At 31.0% G+C, this 21,274-nt stretch carries 14 protein-coding genes, 3 tRNA genes and 1 pseudogene; 5 read left to right on the forward strand and 13 right to left on the reverse strand.

Annotated features, from left to right (window positions below):
* Positions 1-71: 71 nt before the first annotated feature.
* The 3 genes from NZD85_RS05140 to NZD85_RS05150 are packed head-to-tail and all read left to right on the forward strand — an operon-like array spanning position 72 to position 8,336.
* Entirely contained in the window at positions 72-4,493 is a 4,422-nt protein-coding gene (locus NZD85_RS05140) for a phage tail tape measure protein (RefSeq protein ID WP_260543944.1), read from the forward strand.
* Positions 4,493-6,556, forward strand: a complete 2,064-nt coding sequence (locus tag NZD85_RS05145) for a hypothetical protein (RefSeq protein ID WP_260543946.1) — start codon at positions 4,493-4,495, stop codon at positions 6,554-6,556. Before NZD85_RS05140 ends, NZD85_RS05145 begins: the two co-directional genes overlap by 1 nt.
* On the forward strand, positions 6,534-8,336 hold the full coding sequence (locus NZD85_RS05150; protein ID WP_260543948.1) for a hypothetical protein: 1,803 nt from the start codon (positions 6,534-6,536) through the stop codon (positions 8,334-8,336). The genes NZD85_RS05145 and NZD85_RS05150 overlap by 23 nt, the downstream gene beginning before the upstream one ends.
* A 10-nt stretch (positions 8,337-8,346) precedes the next feature.
* Here the strand turns inward: NZD85_RS05150 and NZD85_RS05155 are convergent, their stop codons facing one another.
* The 6 genes from NZD85_RS05155 to guaA form a co-directional block, all read right to left on the reverse strand.
* Positions 8,347-9,564: a site-specific integrase gene (locus tag NZD85_RS05155; RefSeq protein ID WP_260543949.1), complete on the reverse strand. Its 1,218-nt coding sequence runs from the start codon at positions 9,562-9,564 to the stop codon at positions 8,347-8,349.
* A gap of 60 nt (positions 9,565-9,624) precedes the next feature.
* Positions 9,625-9,695, reverse strand: a tRNA-Gln gene (locus NZD85_RS05160).
* Between the two features lie 33 nt (positions 9,696-9,728).
* Positions 9,729-9,799, reverse strand: a tRNA-Gln gene (locus NZD85_RS05165).
* 82 nt (positions 9,800-9,881) lie between these two features.
* Positions 9,882-9,952 (reverse strand) — tRNA-Gln (locus NZD85_RS05170).
* A gap of 211 nt (positions 9,953-10,163) precedes the next feature.
* Positions 10,164-10,742 carry a xanthine phosphoribosyltransferase gene (gene xpt, locus NZD85_RS05175; RefSeq protein WP_260543950.1) on the reverse strand — a complete coding sequence of 193 codons (579 nt, stop codon included), beginning with the start codon at positions 10,740-10,742 and terminating at the stop codon, positions 10,164-10,166.
* Positions 10,743-10,808: 66 nt separating this feature from the next.
* Positions 10,809-12,341: a glutamine-hydrolyzing GMP synthase gene (guaA, locus tag NZD85_RS05180; protein WP_188319790.1), complete on the reverse strand. Its 1,533-nt coding sequence runs from the start codon at positions 12,339-12,341 to the stop codon at positions 10,809-10,811.
* A 167-nt stretch (positions 12,342-12,508) separates the two neighbouring features.
* Between guaA and NZD85_RS05185 the strand changes: the two genes are divergently transcribed.
* The gene (locus tag NZD85_RS05185) at positions 12,509-13,264 is read left to right on the forward strand and encodes a glycerophosphodiester phosphodiesterase family protein (RefSeq protein WP_260543951.1); all 756 of its coding nucleotides are present in this window, start codon (positions 12,509-12,511) and stop codon (positions 13,262-13,264) included.
* Positions 13,265-13,360: 96 nt separating this feature from the next.
* On the opposite strand, the gene mtgA is transcribed toward NZD85_RS05185, so the two are convergent.
* The 7 genes and pseudogenes from mtgA to NZD85_RS05220 form a co-directional block, all read right to left on the reverse strand.
* Positions 13,361-14,032, reverse strand: a complete 672-nt coding sequence (mtgA, locus tag NZD85_RS05190; protein WP_188319788.1) for a monofunctional biosynthetic peptidoglycan transglycosylase — start codon at positions 14,030-14,032, stop codon at positions 13,361-13,363.
* A gap of 240 nt (positions 14,033-14,272) precedes the next feature.
* Positions 14,273-14,674 (reverse strand): hypothetical protein, encoded by a 402-nt coding sequence (locus tag NZD85_RS05195; RefSeq protein WP_260543953.1) that lies wholly within the window; start codon positions 14,672-14,674, stop codon positions 14,273-14,275.
* A gap of 1 nt (position 14,675) precedes the next feature.
* Complete coding sequence (locus NZD85_RS05200; RefSeq protein WP_260543955.1) at positions 14,676-14,846, reverse strand: hypothetical protein; 171 nt, start codon at positions 14,844-14,846, stop codon at positions 14,676-14,678.
* 249 nt (positions 14,847-15,095) lie between these two features.
* Complete coding sequence (locus NZD85_RS05205) at positions 15,096-15,524, reverse strand: hypothetical protein (RefSeq protein ID WP_260543958.1); 429 nt, start codon at positions 15,522-15,524, stop codon at positions 15,096-15,098.
* A 621-nt stretch (positions 15,525-16,145) separates the two neighbouring features.
* Positions 16,146-16,340: pseudogene (locus NZD85_RS05210) on the reverse strand (RHS repeat domain-containing protein); the annotation flags it as partial.
* A gap of 88 nt (positions 16,341-16,428) precedes the next feature.
* Positions 16,429-18,012: an FMN-binding glutamate synthase family protein gene (locus tag NZD85_RS05215; protein ID WP_171622656.1), complete on the reverse strand. Its 1,584-nt coding sequence runs from the start codon at positions 18,010-18,012 to the stop codon at positions 16,429-16,431.
* Positions 18,013-18,244: 232 nt separating this feature from the next.
* A complete protein-coding gene (locus NZD85_RS05220) occupies positions 18,245-19,831 on the reverse strand; it encodes an ABC transporter substrate-binding protein (RefSeq protein ID WP_260543961.1) in 1,587 nt (528 codons plus the stop codon).
* Between the two features lie 56 nt (positions 19,832-19,887).
* Between NZD85_RS05220 and mtaB the strand changes: the two genes are divergently transcribed.
* Positions 19,888-21,222 carry a tRNA (N(6)-L-threonylcarbamoyladenosine(37)-C(2))-methylthiotransferase MtaB gene (mtaB, locus tag NZD85_RS05225; RefSeq protein WP_225539335.1) on the forward strand — a complete coding sequence of 445 codons (1,335 nt, stop codon included), beginning with the start codon at positions 19,888-19,890 and terminating at the stop codon, positions 21,220-21,222.
* Positions 21,223-21,274 lie beyond the last annotated feature (52 nt).

The raw sequence follows: 21,274 nt of genomic DNA on the forward strand, positions 1-21,274 counted from the left end.
TCATTTTAAACCATCTTTTTGCGTCAGCACTTACCTCCTATTTCTCACCGATTTTGCAGTAAAACTGCAACATGGCAAATAAAATTCATGAAGAAGATATTCGTCTTAATATATCGGTAAATGGAAATGAAGCGCAAAAAGAAATTCACAATTTAGAAAAGCGCAACAATGAATTAAGCACTTCGATAAAAAGTGTTCAGTCTGAAATGAAGAAATATCGTACAGCCAAACAAAAAGAATCCGAAGACTATAAAAATTTACAATCTCAACTTAATAAATACAACAAAGAGCTTGATGTTAATCGAAATAAAATTTCGCAATTAACATCAACTTTAAAGGTCAATGAAATGACAACACAACAGCTTAAAGCACGTGCAAAAGAATTGCAATTCGCTTTAAGTAAAATGTTGAACTCGACAGATCGAAATCGCTTAAAAGAACAATTAGCAGAAGTAAATGCGCAATTGTCTAAAATGAATGCTTTAGGTGATCAACAAAGATTAACATTTAGTTCTGCATCAGGTTGGCTACAACGCTATCAAACGCATATACTTTCTATTGCTGCAACAATTACAGGATTGACTTATTCCTTACAACAATGGATTGATTTTTCTGGAAAAATTTCTGATGCAGAAGCAGATGTAATGAAAACAACTGGTTTAACTGCTGCAGAGATTCAAAAATTAAATAAACATATAAACACCTTAGATACACGAACATCTCGTGTAGAGTTGTTAAAATTAGCCGAAGAAGCTGGACGTCTTGGTAAAGAAGGGATAAAAGACATTCAAGGTTTTATGGTTGTTGCCGATAAATTAAAAGTAGCATTAGGTGATGATTTAAATGAAACACAAATTCGAGATGTTGGTAAATTAGTCACAACCTATCGTGTAGCAACTGAAACGGGTAAGAACTTCGAAGGATCGATGGAAGCATTAGGTTCTGCAATCAATGAAGTTTCTGCATCTGGAGCCAATCAAGCTTCTTTCTTAGTAGATTATATGAATAGAATGGCTGGTGTAGCCAGTCAAGCAAAAATATCTGCCTCAGATAATATCGGCTATGCTGCAACATTTGATGAAATTGGACAATCTGCCGAAGTTTCTTCAACAGCAATGAATAAAGTCTTGTTGGATATGTTTCATGATCCGACAGAATATGCAAAGATTGCTAAAATGTCACTGCAAGATTTCAATAAATTATTGAATACTGATTCTAATGCAGCCATGATTAAATTCTTAGAAGGATTAAATGGTTCAGAAGCTGGATTGCAAGCCATGACACAAAAAATGGACGAATTAGATGCTGGAGGTACGCGTGGAGTTGCTGCATTATCTGCTTTAGCTTCTAATTTGGATATTCTAAAAGCACGTCAATTAACATCTAATATAGCGATACAAGAAGCGACATCTTTAACAGATGAGTTCACTATAAAAAACAACAATCTTGCAGCAGTTTTAGATAAAATAAAAAATAAAGTTCAAAACTGGTTTACTTCTGATACCTTAGTTTCTTGGTTAACAACTTGTGTAACTTGGTTTGCAAAATTTATTGGTGCTGTAGAAGATACAGATCATAAAACCACAGCATGGCGTAATAATATTATTTTACTAACAAAATTATTATTAATTCTTACAGTAGGATTAGTATCATATAACGCTGCACTAAAATTATATGCAATTTGGACAGCAAGGGCACAATCTGGTACTGCATTATATAATTTACAATTAAAAATTCAAAATGCGTTAGCAGCAATCGCAATCATTAGAACGGAAGGTTTGGCAATAGCCAAAATGTTGTTAACAGGTAATATTAAAGCTGCAATTGTCCAATTAAGATTATTAAATGCAACATTAGGTTTATCTCCAATTGGTGCTGTTACAGCTTTAGTAATGGCATTAGCAACAGCTTATGTTTTATTAAAAAATAATACAGAAGAAGCTAATGATGTCATGAACGCTTCTGTAAGAATCCAAAATGATATTGCAGAATCAACATCAGAACAAAAAAATAGAATTCAAAATTTACTTTCAGTTTTAAAAGACGAAAATGCTTCTATAGAACAAAAACAGCGTGCATTAGAATTATTAAAGAAAATTACCAATGGTTATTTAGATACATTAACCTTAGAAAATGCGACGACAAAAGAAGGAATTTCTTTAATAAAAAGTTACATCAAACATATTGATGATTTAGCAAAGGCAAAGGCTATTGTGGCTTATAAAGCTGAGTTATATACTACTCAACTAAAAAACAATACAAAAATCACAGCTTTAGAAACTGAAAAGAAAAATACAAAGGACACTGGTTCTGGTTACGGTTCTGATGGAAAATTCTTTGGATTTGATGTTGGACGAAATCAAAAAGTAATTCAATCAGAAATAGATGAAGCGAAGAAAAGTAATCAACAAGTTACGAATCAAATTAATGTATTGAATTCTGATCAAGAAAAACAAATTGAAACTGTACGAAAAAGGTTATCTAAATCATCAAGTTTATTAAAAAAACTCAATAAAAATTCTAAAGAATATAAACAAGAATTAGCAAAACAAAAAGCAGATAATGATATTCTAAATTCATTAATCGGAATAGATGATTCTGCAACAACAACTTCACCAACAACAGATTTCAATCTTCCTACGGATAAAAAAGCAGAAAAAGAAGCTGAAAAAGCTCGCAAAAAAAGAGAACGAGACGCTGAAAAAGCAAGAAATGATGCAGAAAAATCACGTGAAAAAGAAAAAGCAATTCGTGATAAATATTTCGAAGAATTAAAAAAAGATACTATAAAAAATCAAGAAGAAATCTTAAAAATTCAACGTGAATATGAAGATTTAGATTTGGCAAGTATTGAAGATAAATTTGAACGTGAGCGAGCAATTCTTAGCGTTGAACATCAACGTAAAATAGATGATTTACGTAAACAATTAATCGATGAAGAAACTTTAAAAACATTAGATAATCAAAAAGCTGCTGCAACTAAAAAAGGCGATACAGAATTGGTTAAAAGTATCGAAACTATGAAGCAGACGTATTTGATTAAAAATGAAGAAATCAATAATTTATTAACTCAACAACAATTAAAATATTCTGAAGAGTTGTTAAAAATTGGTAGAGATTATCAACTTTCTGAAATAGATCTTTTAATCAAATCTTCTAATGACAAAATAACAGAACAAAAGCGTTTACAAACAGCTGAATTAGCGACTATATCATCTGTAGAAGATGCCAAAGAAATTTTAAAACGTTCGCTAAACGACAAAGAATTAAAGAATATTAAAACGTGGCAAGATGCAAAAACAGCCTTAGATAAACAATATGAAGCTGAAACATTAGCGGCACAACAAAAATTCTTAGAAGAACAATTAAGTCAATTACAAGCAATTTCACAAGGAAGTACAGAAAAAGGTATTGATTTCAATTTACTTACTCCAGAACAACAAGAAGTTATTTCGCAACAAGTTGAAGATTTAAAAAATAAAATCAATGAATTAATCATTGCAAAAAATCAACTGAAAGGCGAACAAACAGATAAAGAAAATCCGAACGGTGATAAAAGTGAAGGTTTACAAAAAGCTTCTGGAGGAACTACAGATATTTTTGGAATGAATGCCAATGATTGGCAAACGTTATTTGATAACCTTGACGAAGGTAAATTAAAATTTGAAGATGTCGCAAATGTAATTGGCTTAATGGTTAATATGTATTCGCAATATGCTCAAATGGTTGCTGCATCTGAAAATAAATCATTACAAAAATTTGAAGAAAACAACAACAAACGAAAAGATTCCTTACAAAAACAATTAGATCAAGGTTATATTTCACAAGCAACTTATAATGCAGAAGTTCAGAAATTAGATGATGCATACAATAAGAGAAAAGCTGAAATAGAATATAAGCAAGCAAAACGCGAAAAACAAATGGCATTAGTTTCTGCGATTATGAATACAGCAGCAGCAGTAACAGAAGCTTTGCCAAACTGGGTTTTAGCTGGTATCGTTGGTGCTTTGGGAGCGATACAAGTTGGTATGATTTTAAAACAGCCATTACCATCAAAAGGTTTTGAAGATGGTTACATCAATATTCAACGCGAACAAGATGGTAAGAATTTCAGAGCCAAAAAAGGTGGTGTAGCAAAGTCTGGCTTAGTTTCAAAACCTACTCATTTCTTGGCTGGCGAACAAGGTCAGTTTTTCCCTGAGATGATTATTTCGGGACCACAATGGAAAGGATTTTCACCAGCTTTAAAAACAGCAGTGTTAAATGAAGTAAATGGAATCAAATCACCAGGATATGAAGGTGGAACAATGCCTGATATTGCGTCAATGCAAAATCCTGAAATCATTGCGTTATTGTCTGCAAATTTTGAATTGTTAAGTGATTTAAAAACCAATGGAATACAAGCTCATTTGGTGAACGATATGCGTTTTCAACAAAAAATGAGCGATGGAAATAAAAAATACCAACAATTCATTTCAAAAACTAAAATGTAATGGCAATTATAATTGACGGTGGCGAAGTAACATATTACATCAACATTACACCTTCTAATCTCAGTTTTCATCAAGCAAATAATGTACCTACAAGTAAAACTGTAAGTGTAGCAACTTCACAATCGGCATTAGAGCAAGATTTCTATAATTATAGAATTTCGTTAGAATGTTCAACCAATCAATATGGTTTTGATTTATTTGAAATTGATGGTGAAAAAACGATTGAAAATGGTGGAGGAAGCGGTTGGGCTGATAATGTAACGATTAAAATAAAAGATTTAACTAATGTTCCAAATGGATATTACACAGGTCTTTTTTATGTTTCAATTTCAAGACAAAAAGATGCTGAACCTTGGACAATTGTTCAAACTCAACAAATAAACTTATCGTTATCTGTAGCTTTACCAACTTCCTATAATTTCTCAATTAATAAGGAATCAGATGCTATTCACTACGTTCGCCAAAACAATTCATCAACAAAAAGTACTGTAGCAATTGTAAGTGATACAGATTATGTGGTGAATGGACCAGCATACATAGAGGTAAATGGTGAAAAATTACCAAAAACATTTCCTGCAGGAAATAGACAGTTGGTATTTTCAGCAGCAGATTCCAATCAATTGGAATATGGATTAAATGTAGCTTCAATTTCGTTTCAGAAAGTAAATCTAAATTTAGCAACATTTGTACTAAATGTTCTTCAAACAAATACCAACGATTTAGAAATTAGTACTAATCACTTAGAATTTTCACATTTAGAATCTGAACAAAAAAGTGATTGGCAAAAGTTTGTCGTTTATACACCAAATCCAACGACAATTTCAAAACCAGAATGGATAGAATTACAATTAGTCACAGAACAAAATAATGTAAAAACATATCAAGTAAGATCCATTTCAGATAGTACGATTTCTGTTGGTAATTATACCGGGCAAATCAAATTTAGTGATACATCAAAAGAAGTAACGATTAATGTTGATTTTGAGTTGTACAGTTATTGGAATTCTAATTACAACAAAGATATTCATTTCTCATTAGATAACGAATCGTTAACATTTTCAGCCTATAAAAGAGATGAAAATAATTATATCAACATTCTTTTAAAAGCAACTATTTTCAATAACAAAGGAAAGGTAATTACGATTGAAGAATCTTTGAATTTCTATTTTAATAACAATAAAACGACATTTGATTTAGGGCAATATATCCATGATTATTTTCTATTATATGAGGATCAGATTTCTGATTTAGAAGTTACAAAATCAAGATTTCAGAAAAAACGTATGTATGATTTTGCACGTGTTGATTTAAAAATTACGGAGAAAAATTATACTACAAAAGAAGATGTTTTTTGGTATGATATTCCAACGCAAATTTTTATGAAAGGGCATCGACCAAAAACATTGACAAATCAAAATATAGGTTTTTTAGGAAATCACATCAACAAAACTTTACGTGCAACAAAAAATGGAAAAACGGTGTTAAATTATTTGTATCACAAAACAGATGCAATTAAAATTTATATCAATTCAGTTGTTCAAAATCTACCAATTCCAATCATTCAGAATGCAAAGCTTTCTATTTTCAGTTTGTATGTTGATTTTCATACTCTCAATTGTGAAGTTGGTGACATGGTCGAATTTCAATTAGGAAATCAAGTGGTTCGATACCAAATTTTTCCTGAACAAAATCAATCTAATTTTATTGCTTTCATTGATTATTGGGGATTATTGAAAATTTTTGAAGCAACAGGCGAATATACTTTTCCAATTGCTATGGATTACACAACTTATTCTCCAGCAAAAGGAAAATTAAAAAATGTTGCTGCAACACGTTCCAATACTCTAACGGTAAATACAGGATTAATTACACATGATGACATCGAGGTGATAAACGAAATATTAGCATCGCCAAAATGTTGGTTTATTCAAGGTGAAGAAATCACCGAAATAATTCCAAAAACAGAAAAATTAGAGTTGTACGATAGCGAAAACGAGTTGTTTGGCTATGATATAGAATTTCATATTAATCCAGAAAGTTATGATAAGAGTTACAGAAGTTGAAGGTGATTTTTTTATTGATTTAACCAATCGTAAAATTCAATTTACAGAAGAAAATAACTGGTTTACGTCTAATCTTGTTTCGGCCTACACGTTACCAGAAAAATTACCTTACGATATTCATCCATTTTTTTTGAAATATAAATCAAACAATGCAGAAGAATATCAAGTTAGATATGATGTAATTGTAAATTTGAACAATGATATATTCCCAGCACGATTCGAAATATTGTCATTGGATAATAATTTCTTTTCGTTTTCTATTTTCTATGGTCAAGAAAATTTTCCTAACTGGGATAAAAAACTCAGCGATCTAAAATTTGATACAATTACAGTTGATAACATTAGAAATCATGCAACAGAAATCAATGCTAAATTTTATCCAGAAGCAAAATATTATTTTCCATTGATTCATTCGGACCAATACAAATCATCTGATATTAATTTTGCTAACTTTTCAGGGTCAACCAATTTAAGATTAGACGGTTCATGGGTTGAAAATGAAATTGACGATGTAAATAATATTGTATATAACCGAACGATTATTCGCCCTTACTTATATTGGCTTTTTGTTTTAGAAGAAATTATACAACAAGCTGGCTATCGATTAGAAGGTGATATTTACAACCTCGAAAAACTTCAAAAATTAATTTTAATCACAGGGAAAAAATTCGAGTTAAAAGATCGACCTGAAACTATTGATTGGAATGTAGGGATTGAAAGTTACATTCGTGAAGGTTTTCGACATCGGTTGGGAAAAGGTTGGCAATACGGAAGATGGGATGCAGAACAAGAAATCAATTTTTTTGGGCAATTTAGGTTAAATGGTATAATTCATAACTGGGGGCGAAAACATCATCATACAAGTGCATTTATTTATTTAGACGATCAATTGATTTGGTCAAAATCTGGTCGTAATAGTTATAATGTAGATTTTGTTTTTAAGACAAAAAAAGAAGGTTCTAAACTAAGAATATTAGCGTATGATTATCAACGCGATTCGGAGAAAACAGAAATAAAAATTACACCTATTGAGATTTACGATGAAAATGGTGAAGTAATCAATTATTCAGTAGATTCAAATGTTATTGATTTAAAAAATGCTTTACCAGATACAACGCAAGGTGCTTTTATTACAACGACAATCAATTGGTTCAATGTAGATTTTACTGTTAGAAATGACGGTGTAGTCACAATGAATTTAAAAGAGAAATATTTACGCTCAAAAAAAGATCCTGACGATTGGACTTTTACCGAAGTTGATGAAATTGAACGAACAACCAATTTGGGAGATACTTTCTTAATTAAATTCAAAAATTCTGACGATGAAACCTATCCATTACTCCAGACATTTGTTACACAAGATGGTTATTACACCGAAAATTTCATTGTAAATGATAATACGACAACAATTGATATAGATGTAACTCCATTACCATTAATTATGCGTAATAATCAAATGTCAAGTTTTATTTACAAAGATGATGATAGTAATATTTATGCTGCAATTAGAAGTAATGATTCTACGAATAATCAAACATTAGAAATGATTGATTTCCTAACGCCAGCAATTACAGAAGAATTTTATAAAACCTGGTTAAGATTCAGAATTCAAACGGTGGAATACAATTGGGATTTTCAAACAAGAACCAGGTACCTTAATCCATTTGATATTAAGCGTGAAAAATATTGTTATGGTAATTATCATTTCATCAAAAAAATACAACGGGATATCGAAAATGGTGTAGAAGAAATCAATGTTGAATCATTAATCCTGAGATAAAAAAGTGGGCTTATTGCCCACTTCCTACTGAATATAAATTTGATAATTTATGTATATGATCATCATTTTCCATATTCGTCATATGTACATAAATTTGAGTTGTTGAAATTTCTTTATGACCTAATAAAAGCATCAATCGCATTACATTACCATTTGTTCGCATATAATTTGTCGCAAAAGTATGTCGCCCTATATGAAAAGAAATTCTTTTATTAAATTCTAATATTTTAGCAGCTTCTTTCAAATACTTCAACCAACTTTGATAAGCAATTTTTCTATCCCAATTAATAGATCGTGCTAAATCTTCGGCTTCAACAGTCAATGGTATTCGCAATGGATTCTCTGTTTTTTCTTGAAAAATAACAATATATTTTTTATAGATTTTATTCAAATTAAATTCGTTCAATTCGGACCATCTCAAGCCTGTAAAGCAACTGAATAAAAATAAACCTAAACTTTGTTGTGCTGGATAAGGAAGCTTATTTTTATAATATTCGTTCAATAAAAATCTAACTTCCGAAATACTTAAATCACTTCGAGTACTTTTCAAACGTTTAGTTTTTACATCTTCTAAATCGATATTTATTTTAATACCTTTTTTAGTAGCTTTCTTTAAATACTTTTTAATTCCACGAATATTCCTTGAAATAGTATTGGTATGATTTCCTAAAGATTTACAATAGCGCGTATAATCTTCAAAGAAAACATCATTTACATCTTTGAAATAAATAACTTTTCTCCAGCGTTTTAATTTTTGCAGAACATTGTAATAATAGGTATATGTGGATTTTTTCAGCATATCTTTTTCCCGCTGAATTTGTACATCCATAAAAATAAGAAAATCAAAATTTGCATTAAAGTTAACATATTCTTCAACAAATTTTTTAGCTGTCAAAGTTTCATTATGTCCTGCATATTTATTTTTAATCTGCAATACTTTTTCCTCAATTTGATCTAATGCCTTATTTATTCCAGCATCTTCCGATGTACGAGAATTAAGCCGCTGTTTTTTCTTATTCCATTTAGTAGGATTGATAAGAATGTTAGCAATAGAAATTGTTTCTGATTTTCCAGAATGTGTGACGAATAAGTTCAATTTAACTTTTCCATCAGTCTTTCTGATGTGATTGTGAAGTTTAAAACGATAATTCATTGGACGGATTTTTTTTCGTGCCAAATCCGTTCCAATAGAATCAAATCGTTCTTGTATTTTTATGTTTCGTTCCATTTTATTTATATGTTAATCAACTGGCAATTAACAACATATAAAAATATTGAAACTCATTTGTAGACCCACAGGGATTCGAACCCCAACTAGCGGCACCAAAAACCGATGTGCTACCGTTACACCATGGGTCTGTCCATGATTATTATATAAAATTGAAAAAATTGTAGACCCACAGGGATTCGAACCCCAACTAGCGGCACCAAAAACCGATGTGCTACCGTTACACCATGGGTCTGACTACATTTTATTTCAATTTTCGCAACTTTTATTAGATAAAAAAATCTCAACAATTTTTTATTGAGATTTAAGACATTTAGTAGACCCACAGGGATTCGAACCCCAACTAGCGGCACCAAAAACCGATGTGCTACCGTTACACCATGGGTCTATGTCTTAATTGCTGTGCAAATATAGAAAGGTTTTTTAATTCTCCAAAACTAATTTTACATGTTTTTAGCTAAAACAGACGATTGTTTTGATAATCCATTGAAAATGAATTTTAAAAAAATGTTATTTTTTTTTCTTTTTTGAAAATTATTGAAAACATTCATTTTTTAGATTCTATTTTCGAATAAATAAGTACTTAAAATTGCTTTCTTTTACATTTTTTCTTCAACAAATTCAATCGAGTTTTCTCCTAACCAATCAATTCTAACCAACGATTCAACACGAATTCCTTGATCTATTAATCGATTTCGTCCTTCTTGAAAAGATTTTTCAATGATAAATCCCATTCCCAAAAGATTTGCTCCAGATTGTTTGATTAAATCTTTTACACCTAATGCTGCATTTCCATTTGCTAAAAAATCATCGATAAAAATTACATTATCGTCTTCATTTAAATATTGATTACTTACACATACATCGTACGTTCTGTCTTTTGTAAAAGAGTAAACTTGCGTAGAATAAAAATCTTGCATTGTTTTTGGTTTGGATTTTTTCACAAAAACAACAGGTAATTCTAGTGCTAAACCAACCAATATAGAAGGTGCTATACCACTTGCTTCGATGGTAATAATCTTGTTAATTTTAAGATCAGAGAAACGTTGAACAAATTCTGAAGCGATAGCTTTCATCAAAATAGGATCCATTTGATGATTGATAAAACTATCTACTTTTAAAATTCCACCTTCGAAACTTTTTCCATCCTTCAGAATTCTTTCTTTTAAAAGTTCCATTTTAATATTAGTTTTTATAGTGTACAAAAAAGTCAGCACTATGGCTGACTTTATATAATAATTCGTTTATTCCCACTCAATAGTTGCTGGTGGTTTTGAACTGATATCGTAGGCTACACGGTTAATTCCTTTCACCTCGTTGATGATTCTATTCGAAACGATTTCTAAGAATTCGTAAGGTAATTTTGACCATGTTGCTGTCATAAAATCGATTGTATTAGCTGAACGAACAACTGCTGTATATTCGTACGTACGCTCATCTCCCATTACACCAACCGATTTCACAGGCAATAATACAACGAAAGCTTGAGAAACTTCGTCGTATAAATTATGTGCATAAAGCTCATCAATAAAAATTTGATCAGCTTCTTGTAAAATACGTACTTTCTCTTCATCTACTTCACCTAAAACACGGATACCTAAACCTGGTCCTGGGAAAGGATGACGGTAAACTAATTCGCGAGGAATACCTAATTCTACTCCAACTTTACGCACCTCATCTTTAAATAATTCGCGTAATGGTTCTAATAATTGAAGTTTCATATCTTCTGGTAAACCACCTACATTGTGGTGTGATTTAATCGTTGCAGAAGGACCTTTTACAGATTGTGATTCGATTACATCAGGATAGATAGTTCCTTGCGCTAAGAAAGAAGCATCATCAAATTTCTTCGATTCTTCATCAAAAACGGCAATAAAATCGTGTCCAATCGATTTACGTTTGGCTTCTGGTTCTTCAATTCCTTTCAAGTTAGATAAAAAGCGATCCGCAGCATCTACCATTTTGATGTTCATGTTGAAGTGTTTTCCATAATTTTCCATTACTTTTTTCCCTTCATCCTTACGTAATAAACCTGTATCAACAAAAATACAAGTTAATTGATCACCAATTGCACGATGAATTAAAACCGCAGCTACAGAAGAATCTACTCCTCCCGAAAGACCTAAAATCACTTTTTTATCACCAACTACTTCTTTTATACGAGCAATTTCTGTTTCGATAAAATCTTTTAAAACCCAATTCTTTTCAGCCTGACAAATATTGAAAACAAAGTTTTCTAACATTGTTGAACCATATTCTGAATGTGTAACTTCTGGGTGAAATTGTACCGCAAAGATCTGACGTTCTTCATTAGCAATTGCTGCTATATCGATGTTTGATTTTCCTGAAACTGTAAATCCAATTGGCGCATTTATGACTTCGTCAAAGTGGCTCATCCAAACTGTAGATTGTTCTGGAACTCCTGTAAATAAGCTGTTTTGAGCTAAAACAGTTAATTCAGACTTTCCATATTCTCCTTTTTCTCCTTTTTTAACTTCACCTCCTAATAAGTGAGAAATCAATTGCATTCCATAGCAAATTCCTAATACAGGAACGCCTAATTCGAATAATTCTTTTTCTACCAAAGCAGCTTCATCTCCAAAAACTGAAGAAGGACCTCCTGATAAAATAATTCCTTTTGGATTGTGTTTTTTGATTTCTTCGATTGAAGTGTTGTAGGGAATAATTTCTGTGTAAACTCCAAATTCTCGAATTCGGCGCGCGATTAATTGATTGTATTGCGAGCCAAAATCTAAAATAATAATTCCTTGCGTCATTGTGTTTGTCTTTGTGCAAAATTAAGCGAATTTCGGTTGAATCCCAATTTTATTCGCTTCATTTTTTCTGCTTTTCGATAGATTTTGAAAGTTTAATTTTAACTTAATATGATCCTAACTTTAAAATCAATTTATCGAAATATTTTTGTTGAGAGAAATAATTCATCATGAAAAAAATTATATTTACTGCCTTAACAACCTTTATGTTCGCAAATATGGCAAATGCGCAAAAAATAATCGCTCATCGTGGTTATTGGGATACTGAAAACAATGCAAAAAATTCAATTCAATCTTTAAAATCTGCACAAGAAATTAATGTTTACGGTTCTGAATTTGACGTGTTGATTAGTGCTGATGATGTTTTGATGGTAAATCACGATGATCATTACCAAGGCTATACAATTGAGACGACAAACTCTACTGTTTTAAAAACGTTGAAATTGGCTAACAACGAAAATATGCCAACTTTGGAAGAATATATTGAACAAGGAAAAAAGAATAAAAATGTTAAATTAATTTTCGAATTAAAACCTCATTCATCCAAAGAAAATGAAAATCGTGCTGTAAAAAAAGCAGTTGAATTGATCAAAACACATCAAATTGAAGACCAAATTGAAATCATTTCTTTTAGTCAAAATATTTGTGATGAATTTAAACGTTTAGCGCCTGAACATCATGTTTCTTACCTAAATGGTGATTTATCTCCTAAAGAAATAAAAGAAAAAGGTTGGAATGGAATTGATTACAATTACAAGGTTTTTCAGAAAAATCCGAATTGGGTAAAAGAAGCACAAGCATTGGGATTATTGGTGAATGTTTGGACAGTTAACCAACCCAAAGTCATGCAAGAAATGATTGATTTGAAAGTAGATTATATCACTACTGACAAACCGTTGATTTTAAAAGAGCTTTTGACGAAATAATTTAAATTCTTTAAAATCACTAAGAATTAGAAAAAATTTCTGCTGTTAAAATTTATTGGAAACAAAAAAGAGAAGTTAATTAACTTCTCTTTTTTATTATTCTCCTAAAACTTTTTCTAAATCAGCACTTCCTTGTATATTTCGCATCTGACGCTCGATATGACTGGCGCGTCTACTGATAAAAGACGAAGGCGGATTGACATTATATTTTCGTGGCAATGGTAAAGCTGCTGCAATACGAGCTGCTTCGTTCTTCGTTAAATCTTTCGCAGGTTTATTAAAATAATATTCTGATGCAGCTTCAACTCCAAAAACACCAATTCCCATTTCAGAAGTATTCAAATACATTTCTAAAATACGCTGTTTACCCCAAATTTTTTCAATCATAAATGTAAAATACACTTCCAATCCTTTTCTCAACCAAGAACGACCTTGCCACAAGAAAACATTCTTTGCAACTTGTTGAGAAATCGTAGAACCTCCACGAAGTTTTTTTCCTTCTTTGTTTTTTTCGATTGCTTTTTGTATTCCGTCCATATCAAATCCATTGTGAACAGGAAATTTTTGATCTTCAGAACCAATTACTGCTAATTTAATATTACGTCCCATTTCGTTGTACGAAATATAATCGCGCTTAAATTTTCCTTGTTCTATTCCTTGTTGAACTTGTGTGATGGTAAAAGGAGGGTTAATCCATTTTAAAACAACGATGTAAACAAGATGTATTACAAAAAGATAAAGTATAACTTTACGTATAAATTTGAACATATTTTTACCTTAAATTACAAAAGCAAAGTTATAGGATTTATTGAATTTTGGAAAAATTTTTCTATCGAATTCGTCTGTCATCTTTTTTAACTTTACTCACTTTGTAAATCGATTTATTAATGAGAATAATGCTATCTTCATTAAAGAATTTAAGCCTTTACTAAAACTTTATAAAATAACAAAAAGCAAACAAACATTTGCCTTTTGTGTTATTGTGAATATTGGGTTGTAATAATTCCCCTAATCATTCAAAAAATTTAAGTCTTCTGAATCTATAAAATTAGGAGGAGTTGTCCAAATAGTATCTTTATTTAAATATTCTTCAGGGATAATTGTGTTTTCAAACAGAAAAGATTCTGATATTCTATTCTTATTAAACATTATTAAAACATTACTGTTTTTTTCTTTCTTTTGTTTATAAGTTGCTGAACTACCATTATATTTAATGTTGTTTATTATATACTCATAATAATAGACATTACTTCTCGTTGAACCTTCTATATCTTTTATAATTCCAATTGTAAAAGATGAATTCCTGTACACCTTTGAAGCTTTTAAAGAATTGTATTTACCTATTGAGATTAATATTAATATGAAAATTAATAATAAAGAAATTACTGTTAATACTTTTTTCTTATTCATTTTATTTTTTAGAATTTTCAGTTATCATTTGAGATTGTAGTTTATTATGAAAAGATTGTAAACCTTCATTAATCAGAGGAGATGCTTTATCTCCTAAAACACTTTTTCCTTCACCTAATTTCCCTAAACCATTCCCAATATATCCAGTACCTATTTTTAATGACTCTGTCATAAGGAATTCTGTTGAAATTAAGTCACTAAATTTAAGTTCATTGTTTAATAAATTTTGAGAAACGTCTGTCATCTTTTTTAACTTTACTCACTTTGTAAATCGATTTATTAATGAGAATAATGCTACCTTCATTAAAGAATTTAAGCTTTTACTAAAACTTTATAAAATAACAAAAAGCAAACAAACATTTGCCTTTTGTTTTATTGTGAATTAATGCGTTGTGTAATAACAACACATTTGGAACACTACCTACCAATTTAAATTTTGAATATTTTGAAAATCTTTTAAACAATCTAATTTTATTAATTTTCCATTACTTTTCACATAACATTTGTTAGAGTTTTCTAATTTAATAATAGTATCACCAATATTAACGGTTTTATATAATTCGTTTGTAGGTATTATTATTTTTATAATACCATATTGGTTTAAAACAGGTTTTTTAAATGCTTCTTCTGAGTTTAGTTTTAATAAATAATCGTCAATTTTAGTATTACTTTCTACAAGAAATAAAGAATACACTCTATTTTCATTTTTATAAGCGACTTTTAATTCAAATCTTTCAATTAGATTATTTACTTTCTTTATTTCAGTCCTTTCATTTAAGGAATTTTGAAAAAAATAAATAAAAGAAATAACAATGATCACAACAATTAATGGTAATATATACTTATTCATATTTTATAATTTTTTAGTAACTCCAAAACTTACACTGGCTCCACCTTTTAACTGAGGAGGACCATAAGCTCCACCAAAACTATACCCCCTCCATGTTTGCTCATAGTTTTCAGTATATACTTTTCCCATTCCAGGGTATAATTCAGGTTGATTATCATTTAGGTTATTTCCCCAAAAATATTGTCCTGAAATAACTCCTATTCCAATATTGTATGACTGAGTATTTCCTTCAAAATCTGAAAAATTCATATTAGAATCACCTTTACTTCCGATAAAATCACCTGCAAAAGCACTAACACCAACTCCAGCTGATAGACCTATATTAGCAGTTGCATTTGCAAAAAAACTATATTCTCCCTTATTTTCTCCATCAAGAAATACTGCAAATTGAACACCTGCACTAGCTCCCATTCCTACTGTAAATTCGGCACCAATATTAACACCTATTACATCAACATCAAAACTTTCCGAATTCTGCTTATCTAATTCATTGTTTATATTTATATTCAAATCATTAGGAGCATCCACATTTTGTAAATAATAATCTATTTCTACTGAATTTGTATAATATGTAGCTAATAAATTACCATCTACATCTCTTATTCTAATATCCTCAGGAGCCATCCCATCGGGATCTATGAAGAAAACAGGATTATTAAAAGCGTAGTTGTAAGGCGAGTGGCGACGCATTTTTTCCGCTAATGGATCTATGTTGAACCAACGCCCAATAGCTGGATCGTAATTACGTGCGCCGTAGTCGTATAAGTTTAGGTTTAATTCGTCTTGTAGTTCTTTACCGTTGTATTTGTACTTATAACAATTCATCATCATAAATATAAAAAAATACTAATTACAAAAAAAGCTCAATCGAAATTGAGCTTTAAAAATATTTTTTTGAGTTTGATTAATTCACCTTGCTCATTGTACGAACTCTAATTTCTTGTAAAACTTCTTCTACAGACATGCCAACATATGCACCTTCTTCTACAATTGGGTATAATTGGTCATAAGACATAATACGTGTATTGTCGATACGTAAATTAACATGAGAACGGTTAAAATCTCTATGCGATTTAACACCTGTTGCAGAAATTAATTCAGATAAAATATGCATTGTTTTCTTGTGGAAATTATACATACGCGTTGCTTTATCTTCTACATCTAATCCCTTCATCAATTCACGATCTTGTGTTGCCACACCAACAGGACAAGTATTTGTGTTACATTGTAACGCTTGAATACAACCTACAGCCATCATCATGGCACGAGCAGAATAAACCAAATCAGCACCAATCGCCATAGCGCGTGCAATATGGAAAGAAGAAATTATTTTTCCTGAAGCGACCACACGAATATCTTTTTTAAGACCATAACCACGTAATGTATCAACCGCAAAAGCTAAACCATCTAATAATGGCATACCCAAAGAGTTAGAAAACTCTACAGGCGCAGCTCCTGTTCCTCCTTCTCCACCATCAATTGCGATATAATCTGGCTTAATACCTGTTTTGATCATTGCTTCACAAATCTCGATAAATTCACGTTTGATCCCAATACATAATTTGAAACCAACTGGTTTTCCTCCAGATAAATCTCTCAATTGTTTGATGAAATGTAACATCCCTTCAGCATCAGAGAAAGCCGAGTGAGATGGAGGTGAATCTACAGTCGTATAAGGTTCTACAGCACGAATTGCTGCAATTTCTGGTGTATTTTTATTTGCTGGTAAAATTCCTCCGTGCCCTGGTTTAGCACCTTGAGAAATTTTCAATTCAATCATTTTTACATTTGGTAAACTTGCGCGCTCTACATATTTATCAGGGTCAAATCCTCCATCTTTTGCACGACATCCAAAATATCCTGTACCAATTTGCCAAATTAAATCTCCACCTGGTTGTAAGTGATAAGGAGAAATTCCTCCTTCACCTGTATTGTGAGCAAAGTTTCCTAATTTTGCACCTTTGTTCATTGCTAACACAGCATTTTCACTTAATGATCCGAAAGACATGGCAGAAATGTTCAATAAACTTGCTAAATAAGGCTGCTTACATTCACTTCCTCCAACTTTAACACGTGGATCATCTGCATGTTTAATTTTACCTGCATACATCGAATGGTTTAACCATTCATATCCTGGTTCGTAAACATCTAATTGCGTTCCGAAAGGCACCGTATCAATTACATTTTTTGCACGACGATAAACCATACTACGCATCAAACGGTCGATCGGTTTTCCTTCTGTATCCGTTTCTACAAAATATTGCATGATTTCTGGACGAATACTTTCCAATAAATAACGGCCATGTCCTACAATAGGAAAGTTTCTTCTAATAGCATGTTTTGTTTGCGTAATGTCAGCAATTCCTAAAGCAATTAAAGGAAGAATAATTATTAAAGACCAAAGAATTCCTGGCCAAAAATAAGAGATTACTCCAATTGCAACAAGAGTAATGATAGATCCTACTACGAAAAGTTGTCTTACTTTCATAAGTAAAAATTTAAATGATTTTGATTAAAAATTTGCTGTCAAATATATCTAAAAAAACTCGGTTTTATCGCTTAAATTCTGAAATAATTTGTTTTAAAATATTGATTTCAAACGTTAGAGAAAATTGCTTATTTCAAATAAGCTAACAATTATCGAATGTCGTGAAATAAAATGAAATATTATTCAATTTTTATTAAAAGATATTCAATCTTTCTATGAAAAGTTAAACGAATTATTCTTTGTATACTCGTGTTAAATCTAATAATTTGATTGGTCCCATTGAAAAATTCTTCACTTTTTTATTCAAAAACAACGTTGTCTGATCATAGAATAATGGTAGAATTGGTGCATTTTGCATCATCAATGCATCCATTTTTTGATATTTTTTTGCACGTTCCTCTGGATTATTGATTAAAAAAGCTTCTTCATACAATTTGTCGAATTCTACATTTTTGTAATGTGAATAATTTGGTCCTTCTGGTGCGAAATTTTTCGAATAATATAAGGACAAAAAGTTTTCGGCATCTGGATAATCTGCACCCCAATTTGCTCTAAAAAGTGTAAATTTCCCTGTCGATTTTCCATCGCGCATAGTAGGTCCAGGTACTACATTTACTTTTATTGGTAAACCTAGTTTAGCCATTTCTGCAGCAATATATTCACAAACATCTACGTATTCTTGCACAGTTGTCAACTCTATAGGCTCTATCTTGCCTGTTGTTTTTTTATAACCATTGATTAATTTACGCGCTTTTTCAGGATTATATACATAACCGCTTTCAGCAGAATATCCAGGTAAACCTTTTGGTATGAAACCTCCATCAGCTTCAAAGGCTTGACCTTTCATCATGTATTTTATGATTTTATCTTTGTTCACTCCATAATTTAAGGCTTGACGCAATTTCAAATCAACTGCATTTGGTGCATCCAGATAAAAACACAAATAAACTGTACTTAAATAAGGAACTTTTTGAATTGTTAATAGATGCGCATATTTTGGATTCAAATCACCTATTGGATTCAGAATTTCATCTTTATAAGACGGGTCCAAATCTGCCATCATATCTAAATTACCTTTGATTAATTCTAAAAATTCAGAATTTTTCTCTGGTAAAAAAGATAAATTAACCGCTTCTAAATATGGTAAACGTTGCCCTTTTTCATCAAATTCAAAATAAATTGGATTTTTTCTAAATACCATTTTCACGTTATCTTCCCAAATTTTAAACTGAAAAGGACCTGTTCCGATAGGATGTTTGATGAAATCTTCGTTTCCATTTCTAAACATTTCTTTTGGAACAACAGAAGCATACTTCATCGATATTAAACCAAGAAAAGCAGGATACGCTTCTTTCAATTTAATCTCGAAAACTGTATCATTAATTGCTTTATACGAATCAATATTATTCATTATCCAACCACCAGAACCTCCAACTTTAGGATCTTTTAATCGATTAAAACTATATTCGAAGTCTGAGGCTGTCACAATTCTTGTAGAATCTTTACCAAACACTTCGTGCTTGTGGAAGTAAACATCGTTACGTAAATGAAAAACATAAGATTTACCATCTTCAGAAATCGACCAAGATTTCGCAATATCTGGTTGAATTTCCAATTGGTTATCAATCTTTACCAAACTATTGTATATCAAGTTACATGCCCAGTTATTGGCTTGTGTGCGTGCATTAATCGGATCTAAAGAAGAAATATTATCGTAACGATTAAGCTTAAATACTTTGTTTTCATCGATTTCTATTTTCTTGGAACACGAAAATACTGAAACGAATAACATAATGTAGATAAAGTATTTAGTCATCATAAAAAGGTGATTTTTTTATGTTTCAAAACTATGGATAATTTCTTAAATTTGCAGCTATGAATAATCAAACTAAAACAGTTGCATTTCATACATTGGGATGTAAGCTTAATTTTTCTGAAACTTCGACGATCGCGAGAAACTTGAAAGATAATGGTTATCAGAAAGTTGAGTTTACAGATTCTGCGAATGTGTACGTAATAAACACATGTTCGGTAACCGCAAATGCAGACAAAGAGTGCAGAACGATTGTGAAAAATGCAATGAAAGCAAATCCAGAAGGTTTTGTTGTCATTGTAGGTTGTTATGCGCAATTGAAACCGCAAGAAATTGCGGAAATGGAAGGTGTTGATTTGGTTTTAGGAGCTGCAGAAAAATTCAATATTGCTGAATATTTAGACGATATCAATAAAAAAGAAGAAACGATTGTACATTCTTGTGAAATTGAAGAGGCCGATTTTTACGTTGGTTCATACTCAATTGGTGACCGTACACGTGCATTCTTGAAAGTACAAGATGGTTGCGATTATAAATGTACCTATTGTACGATTCCTTTGGCACGTGGAATTTCACGTTCAGATACTGTAGAAAATGTGATCAAAAATGCGAATGAAATTGCACAAAAAGGAATCAAAGAAATTGTATTGACTGGTGTAAATATTGGTGATTATGGGAAAGGTGAATTCGGAAATAAAAAACACGAACATACTTTCTTAGAATTGGTGCAAGAATTGGATCAAGTTGAAGCAATCGAACGCATTAGAATTTCATCTATTGAACCAAATTTATTGAAAAATGAAACAATTGATTTTGTATCTAAAAGCAATCGATTTGTTCCACATTTTCATATCCCATTGCAATCAGGTAATGATGAAATTTTGAAAAAAATGAAACGTCGTTATTTATCAAATCTTTATTTAGATCGTGTAACGAAGATTCGAGAAGTAATGCCAAATGCTTGTATTGGCGTAGATGTAATTGTTGGTTTTCCTGGTGAAACTGAAGAATTATTTATGGATACCTATAATTTCTTGAACGAATTACCTATTAGCTATTTACATGTATTTACTTATTCTGAAAGAGATAATACAGAAGCTATCGAATATGATGGTGTTGTAGATCAAGGAGAGCGTAAACGTCGCAATAAAATGTTGCGTATACTATCGGAGAAAAAACGCCAAGCTTTTTACCAATCTCAATTAGGATCAACTCAAAAAGTGCTTTGGGAACATGACAACAAAGATGGAAAAATGTTCGGATTTACAGAAAATTATGTAAAAGTTCAGACGGATTTTAATCTTGAATTAGTCAATCAAACACAACTTGTAGATTTAGTAAGAATCAATCACAATGGTATTGTTGAAGTAAAAATTAACGAGTTAGAATTAGCCTAATAAATTTTGTAAATATTAGTTAAAAAGAAGTTCAATTGTTTTGAGCTTCTTT

The sequence above is a fragment of the Empedobacter stercoris genome, from assembly GCF_025244765.1.
Taxonomy (GTDB): Bacteria; Bacteroidota; Bacteroidia; order Flavobacteriales; family Weeksellaceae; genus Empedobacter; species Empedobacter stercoris.

Bases quoted from the DNA above. Each gene is read 5' to 3' on its own strand.
- NZD85_RS05140 (WP_260543944.1), top strand. From the start codon at position 72: ATGGCAAATAAAATTCATGAAGAAGATATTCGTCTTAATATATCGGTA.
- NZD85_RS05145 (WP_260543946.1), top strand. From the start codon at position 4,493: ATGGCAATTATAATTGACGGTGGCGAAGTAACATATTACATCAACATT.
- NZD85_RS05150 (WP_260543948.1), top strand. From the start codon at position 6,534: ATGATAAGAGTTACAGAAGTTGAAGGTGATTTTTTTATTGATTTAACC.
- NZD85_RS05155 (WP_260543949.1), bottom strand. From the start codon at position 9,564: ATGGAACGAAACATAAAAATACAAGAACGATTTGATTCTATTGGAACG.
- xpt (WP_260543950.1), bottom strand. From the start codon at position 10,742: ATGGAACTTTTAAAAGAAAGAATTCTGAAGGATGGAAAAAGTTTCGAA.
- guaA (WP_188319790.1), bottom strand. From the start codon at position 12,341: ATGACGCAAGGAATTATTATTTTAGATTTTGGCTCGCAATACAATCAA.
- NZD85_RS05185 (WP_260543951.1), top strand. From the start codon at position 12,509: ATGAAAAAAATTATATTTACTGCCTTAACAACCTTTATGTTCGCAAAT.
- mtgA (WP_188319788.1), bottom strand. From the start codon at position 14,032: ATGTTCAAATTTATACGTAAAGTTATACTTTATCTTTTTGTAATACAT.
- NZD85_RS05195 (WP_260543953.1), bottom strand. From the start codon at position 14,674: ATGAATAAGAAAAAAGTATTAACAGTAATTTCTTTATTATTAATTTTC.
- NZD85_RS05200 (WP_260543955.1), bottom strand. From the start codon at position 14,846: ATGACAGAGTCATTAAAAATAGGTACTGGATATATTGGGAATGGTTTA.
- NZD85_RS05205 (WP_260543958.1), bottom strand. From the start codon at position 15,524: ATGAATAAGTATATATTACCATTAATTGTTGTGATCATTGTTATTTCT.
- NZD85_RS05215 (WP_171622656.1), bottom strand. From the start codon at position 18,012: ATGAAAGTAAGACAACTTTTCGTAGTAGGATCTATCATTACTCTTGTT.
- NZD85_RS05220 (WP_260543961.1), bottom strand. From the start codon at position 19,831: ATGATGACTAAATACTTTATCTACATTATGTTATTCGTTTCAGTATTT.
- mtaB (WP_225539335.1), top strand. From the start codon at position 19,888: ATGAATAATCAAACTAAAACAGTTGCATTTCATACATTGGGATGTAAG.